Genomic DNA, 5002 nt, shown 5'->3' with positions numbered 1-5002 from the left:
GGGGCGCGGCCCCGCCGGCCGCCGAAGAGGATGGCCGAGATCGGCACGCCCTTCGGGTCCTCCCACTCGGGCGCGATGGTCGGACACTGGGCGGCCGGAACGGTGAAGCGGGCGTTGGGGTGCGCGGCCGGGACACCTGAGTCGGGCGTCCAGTCGTTGCCCTTCCAGTCCGTGAGGTGCTTCGGGGTCTCCTCGGTCATGCCCTCCCACCAGACGTCGCCGTCGTCGGTGAGGGCGACGTTGGTGAAGACGGAGTTGCCCCAGAGGGTCTTCATGGCATTGGCGTTGGTGTGCTCGCCGGTGCCGGGCGCGACGCCGAAGAAACCGGCCTCGGGGTTGATCGCGTAGAGCCGGCCGTCCTCGCCGAAGCGCATCCAGGCGATGTCGTCACCGATGGTCTCGACGGTCCAGCCCGGGATCGTCGGCTCCAGCATGGCCAGGTTGGTCTTGCCGCAGGCGCTCGGGAACGCGGCGGCGACGTACTTGGCCTCGCCCTGCGGCGGGGTCAGCTTGAGGACGAGCATGTGCTCGGCGAGCCAGCCCTCGTCCCGGGCCATGACGGAGGCGATGCGCAGCGCGTAGCACTTCTTGCCCAGCAGGGCGTTGCCGCCGTAGCCGGAGCCGTACGACCAGATCTCGCGCGCCTCGGGGAAGTGCGAGATGTACTTGGTGGAGTTGCACGGCCACGGCACGTCGGCCTCGCCCTCGGCCAGCGGGGCGCCGAGGGTGTGCACGGCCTTGACGAAGAAGCCGTCCTCCCCCAGCTCGTCGAGGACCGCCTGGCCCATCCGCGTCATGGTGCGCATCGAGACGGCGACGTAAGCGGAGTCGGTGATCTCCACGCCCGGCGCGGAGAGCGGGGACCCCAGCGGACCCATACAGAACGGGACGACGTACATCGTCCGGCCCTTCATGGAGCCGCGGAAGACGCCCTGCTCACCGGCGAAGATCTCCCGCATCTCGGCGGGGGCCTTCCAGTGGTTGGTCGGTCCGGCGTCCTCTTCCTTCTCCGAGCAGATGAAGGTGCGGTCCTCGACTCGCGCCACGTCCGTCGGGTCGGAGGCGGCGTAGTACGAGTTGGGGCGCTTGATCGGGTCGAGCTTCTTGAACGTGCCCTTGTCGACGAGCTCTTCGCACAGACGCTCGTACTCCGCCTCCGAGCCGTCACACCAGACGACCCGGTCGGGCTGGGTGATCGCCGCGATCTCATCGACCCAGGAGATAAGGCCCTGGTGACGGGTCGGGATGGGGGGAGCCGCGTTGTCGCGCGCCACGATCGCTCCTAGTTGAGGGGTTCTGGACGGCTTCTGCCTGTCATGCCAGGAAACCGCTTCTTTTACTTGTCTGCCCCTTGGGGGCCGCGACCCGGATGCTTCGTGACCGCTCATCCGGTGCCGACCGCACTCATTTGATCATCCGCCCCCGATTCGGCTCTGTCCAGGGGGAGCAGTGGTGACCGTCACCACTTCAGGACGATCCATAACTTACGGTTGCGTAGGTAGCATTGCCGCCATGACTTCCGCGCCTGACGCCGCCGAAAGCCGCCCCCCGTCCGCGCCGTCCGAGGCCGGCGCGGGCTCCGCGCTCGCCGCGGTGGCCACCGTGGCCGCGCCGCTCAAGCCCAAGCTGCGCGGCTGGCTGCACGCGGGAATGTTCCCCGCGGTCCTCCTCTCCGGCATCCTGCTGACCGCGCTCGCCGACAGCCCCCGCGGACGCCTGGCCTGCGCGATCTACACGCTCACCGCCTGCCTGCTCTTCGGCGTCAGCGCCCTTTACCATCGCGGCAATTGGAGCCCGCGGGTCGACGGCGTACTGCGCCGGCTCGACCACGCCAACATCTTCCTGATCATCGCGGGCACCTATACGCCGCTGACGATGCTCCTGGTGCCCGGCACCCGTGGCCAGGCTCTCCTCTGGGCGGTCTGGGCCGCCGCCCTGGCGGGCATCGCGTTCCGCGTCTTCTGGGTCGGCGCGCCGCGCTGGCTCTACACCCCCTGCTACATCGCGATGGGCTGGGCCGCGGTCTTCTTCCTGCCCGACTTCCTGCGCACCGGCGGCATCGCCGTCCTCGTCCTCGTCATCGTCGGCGGGCTGCTCTACAGCGCGGGCGGCGTCATCTACGGCATCAAGCGCCCCAACCCCTCACCCCGGTGGTTCGGCTTCCATGAGGTCTTCCACTCCTTCACGCTGGCGGCCTTTGTCGTGCACTACGTCGGCATCTCCCTCGTGGCGTATACGCACGCCTGAGGCGGCCCGGCGCCGCACGGCCGGCACCCCGGATCCGCCCGCCGGCCCTCCGGCCGGTCTTCCGCGCCACCGTGGCCGCGGCCGTGACGCCGCGGCCACCTGCCATGTCAGGACCGCCAGTCCGGTCACGACCAGGGCGGAGACCAGCGCACCTCCGCCGAGCAGGAAGCCGCCGACACACAGCGCGGCGGCGAGTGCGGCATATCCATGAATGACCGGCCGCATCTCGACCCTCCCTCCGAAAACCCCTCCGAATGTCACTGACAGTAATCATTCCCACCTCGCATCGTGACACACTCCACTGACAGTCAGAGATTTATCAATGCGCCGATGTGTGCACATTCCGGGCACCAGAGGGCGGGAAGCGCGGCGCGAAATCACCGGCCCCGGAAAGGTGGCACGGGCATGGCACGCGGGCACTGCCCATGCCCCCGGCGCGACCCGATGCCCGACAATGATCCGCATGGTCTTCGCGCGCACACCCGCCTCACCACCGCCCGGGACACCGAAGGCCGGGCTGCGGGAGCGGAAGAAGATCCAGACCCGGCAGGCGATCCGCCGGGCCGCCTTCCGGCTCTTCGAGCAGCAGGGATACGACGCGACCCCGGTCGACCGGATCGCCGCCGCCGCGGACGTCTCGCCCAGCACGGTCTTCCGCTACTTCCCCACCAAGGAAGACATCGTGCTCATGGACGACTACGACGCCGCACTGGAGGCGGGGATCCGCGCCCGCCCCGCCGGTGAGCCGATGGTCGAGTCCGTGCGGCACGTCGCCGTCGCGGCGCTGCACCGGATGACCGCCGACGACCGTACCGAACTCGCCCAGCGCGCCCGGCTGATCCGCGATGTGCCCGCCATCCGCGGCCGGACGGCGGAGAACCACGCCCGGGAGGCCGAGATCATCGGCGCCGCCCTGGCCGAGCGCACCGGCCGCCCGGCCGACGACCTGGAGGTACGGGTCATCAGCGCGGCCATCCTCGCCGCCCTCCAGGAGGCGATGCTGCGCTGGGTGGCGGAGGGCCCGTCCGCGAGCCTGGAGGCGCTGATCGACCGGACGATGGACGTACTGGGGCGCGGCCTCACTCTGTGAGCGCGCCCGCCAGGTCCTGTCGTCACACTCCCGTCGTCCGCCCGAAGGGCGGGCCGGGCGGCGTCCGGTGCGTGCTCTCCGCGTGCCGGACGACGGCCCCTGTACTGGAAGTAACCGGGGCCGTCGCCCGGTGCGGCGAAGGGGCCCCCGCCCGCGCCGTGCGAAGCCGGTTCGAGGGTGGGGGCACGTGCAGGACGTCGCCCGGCAGGCGGGAGTTCGACGACAGGGCCTAGGGCCGGTCCACCGCGTCCGCGTCCGCCCGCGCCGCCCCGTTGAGCGCGCGCTCGATACCGGCCGCCCCGTACAGCAGCTCCTCGTCCGCGCCGGGCGCGCCCACCAGTTGGAGCCCTAGCGGCAGCCCGTTGGCGGCGCGTCCGGCGGGCAGGCCGACGGCCGGCAGCCCGGCGTTGCTCCAGGGCAGGCACATGATCGACGACCCGGTGGTGGTGAGGTCGGCGGGCGCCGGTCCGGTGGCCGACGGGGCGATCCACAGGTCGATCCCGGCGGTCGCCGCGTCCGCCGCGAGCCGCTCGCGGAAAGCGGCGCGCCGCACCCGAGCCGCCTCGTAGTCGGCGTCCCCGATCGTGTGACCCCGGCGGATGGCCGCCGCGGTCTGCTCCCGGTAGCGGTCGGCGTACCGCCCGAACCACCGGGTGTGTGCCCGCGCGACCTCGTAGCGGTTCATCGTGAAGAGCTGCGCGACGACCTGCTCGAAGTCGTCCAGCACGGGCGCCTCGCGCACCTCGTACCCGGCCGCGGCGAGCGTCGCCCGCTGCTCCTCGAAGGCGCGCAGGGCCTCGGCACCGGCGCGCTCCAGATAGGGGCCGACCGGCACGCCCAGCACAGGGCGCCGTCGCGGCCCTTCCGCGTCCGGTGCCCACCCGTCGCAGAGCAGGGCGGCGGCCAGCGCGACCCCCGCCACATCCGCCGCGTAGCACCCGAGGGTGTCGAAACTGACGGCGTTGGGGATCACGCCGCCGACCGGGATCCGCCCGTAGGACGGCTTGAAGCCGACCACTCCGCAGTACGCGGCGGGGCGGATCATCGAGCCGACGGTCTGCGTCCCGATGGCCAGCGGCACCATCCCGGCGGCGACCGCCGCGGCCGAACCACTGCTCGAACCACCGGGCGTATGCGCCGGGTTGTGCGGATTGCGGGTCGGCCCGGGGGCGGTGACCGCGAACTCCGCGGTCACCGTCTTGCCCGCGATCAGCGCCCCGGCGGCGTGCAGCCGGTCCACTACGGCGGCCTGCGCACCCCCCAGTTCCTCGGGCGGCAGCGCGGAACCCGCCCGGGTGGGCAGCCCGTCGACGTGCACGATGTCCTTGATCCCGACCGGTACGCCATAGAGGGCGGGCCGTTGGGCCGGGTCCGGCGGGCCGTCCGCCGCAAGCTCCCGCGCCGCCGCCAGGAGCCGGCTGCGCCGCCCGTCCTCCGGCACGAAGGCCCGGACGTACGGATCGACGGCGTCGATCCGGTCGCACGAGCGGTGCACCGCGTCGACGGGGTCGGCCGCGCCGGACCGCAGCGCCGCGGCCTCCTGGACAAGAGAGCGGTACCCCAGCAAGGTCGTCACCCGCGCAGGCTACCGCCGGGACCGGCAATCCCCCGGAAGACCGACGCCCGCGGGCGTGCCCGACTGCGACCGCCCCCGCCGGCGCCGCG

The 5002-nt window shown here is 72.2% G+C and carries 4 protein-coding genes; 2 read left to right on the top strand and 2 right to left on the bottom strand.

The window, feature by feature from the left end; genetic code table 11:
* Positions 1-1274: phosphoenolpyruvate carboxykinase (GTP) (locus RZ84_RS22750; RefSeq protein WP_241777814.1), on the bottom strand; the 1274-nt coding region annotated here is incomplete at its 3' end.
* Between the two features lie 238 nt (positions 1275-1512).
* Between RZ84_RS22750 and RZ84_RS22745 the strand changes: the two genes are divergently transcribed.
* On the top strand, positions 1513-2247 hold the full coding sequence (locus RZ84_RS22745; RefSeq protein WP_043265840.1) for a PAQR family membrane homeostasis protein TrhA: 735 nt from the start codon (positions 1513-1515) through the stop codon (positions 2245-2247).
* A gap of 463 nt (positions 2248-2710) precedes the next feature.
* The gene (locus RZ84_RS22740) at positions 2711-3337 is read left to right on the top strand and encodes a TetR/AcrR family transcriptional regulator (RefSeq protein WP_241777813.1); all 627 of its coding nucleotides are present in this window, start codon (positions 2711-2713) and stop codon (positions 3335-3337) included.
* 229 nt (positions 3338-3566) lie between these two features.
* Here RZ84_RS22740 and RZ84_RS22735 read toward each other — a convergent pair whose 3' ends face one another.
* Positions 3567-4913, bottom strand: coding sequence for an amidase (locus tag RZ84_RS22735; RefSeq protein ID WP_052230104.1), 1347 nt, complete (start codon positions 4911-4913; stop codon positions 3567-3569).
* Positions 4914-5002 lie beyond the last annotated feature (89 nt).

Source organism: Streptomyces sp. CT34 (genome assembly GCF_000805335.1).
Classification (GTDB): Bacteria; Actinomycetota; Actinomycetes; order Streptomycetales; family Streptomycetaceae; genus Streptomyces.
The sequence above is the reverse complement of the archived record's forward strand: the minus strand, read 5'-3'. Positions and strand labels throughout refer to the sequence as shown.

Coding starts and splice junctions, on each gene's coding strand:
- RZ84_RS22740 (WP_241777813.1), top strand. CDS start 2,711: ATGGTCTTCGCGCGCACACCCGCCTCACCACCGCCCGGGACACCGAAG.
- RZ84_RS22745 (WP_043265840.1), top strand. CDS start 1,513: ATGACTTCCGCGCCTGACGCCGCCGAAAGCCGCCCCCCGTCCGCGCCG.